Consider the following 845-nt stretch of genomic DNA (forward strand, 5'->3'; position numbering starts at 1 on the left):
TGTCCACTTCCCCGTCAGTGAGACACCTGTAAACTAGAGTTTTCTAACTTTGCCCGGTAAGCTGCTGGCGGCAGATCACCGAGACTTTCATGTGTACGTTCTTCGTTGTAATCTAATCGCCAGAACCATACCATCTCTTTCACTTGATTGAGGGTTTCAAACAAATAAGCATCTAAAAATTCTCGTCTGAATGAGCCATTAAACCGTTCAACGAAACCGTTTTGCTGCGGCTTGCCAGGCTGGATATAAACTAATTCGATGTTATGCGCTTCGCACCAATCTGTTAGACGTGCCGATATTAATTCCGGTCCATTATCTACTCGAATTTGTTTAGGTAAACCGCGCTCTCCTTTCAATTGTTCAAGCGTTCGAACAACTCGTTCCGCTGGCAGCGAAGTATCGACCTCAATAGCTAAACATTCCCGTGTGCCTTCATCAACAATATTGAGTGTTCTGAATCGTTTACCGCAATATAAAGTGTCATGCATAAAATCTAATGCCCACTGATGATTGACTTGAGCGACAACTTCTAATGGCTGTGCAACTCGTTTTGGCAGCACGCGTTTCACTCTACGTTTTAAGTTCAAACCCATTTGGCAATACACCCGATATACGCGCTTATGGTTAAACGGATAACCTTTAAAGCGAAGCCGTCCAAAGCATTTCCAAAATCCTGCTCTGGGTGATTTCTTTAACTCTGCATTGATGGCATCAATGACAGCCGCATCAGCCTTTCGCCAGTCTCGTTCTGGGCGGTAGTATGTAGCGCGGCCAATACCTACAAACTTACACGCTTTCAAAATACTTAAACCCGCTTGAACTAATTCACTGGCGCAACTTCGCTT

General features: G+C 44.3%; 1 protein-coding gene. It reads right to left on the bottom strand.

Going from position 1 to position 845, the window contains the following annotated elements:
• Positions 1-14 precede the first annotated feature (14 nt).
• A partial coding sequence (locus tag ACW689_RS21400) for an IS3 family transposase (protein WP_476294434.1) occupies positions 15-845 on the bottom strand: 831 nt, incomplete at its 5' end.

The organism is Pseudoalteromonas sp. ABE4_541, from assembly GCF_056312285.1.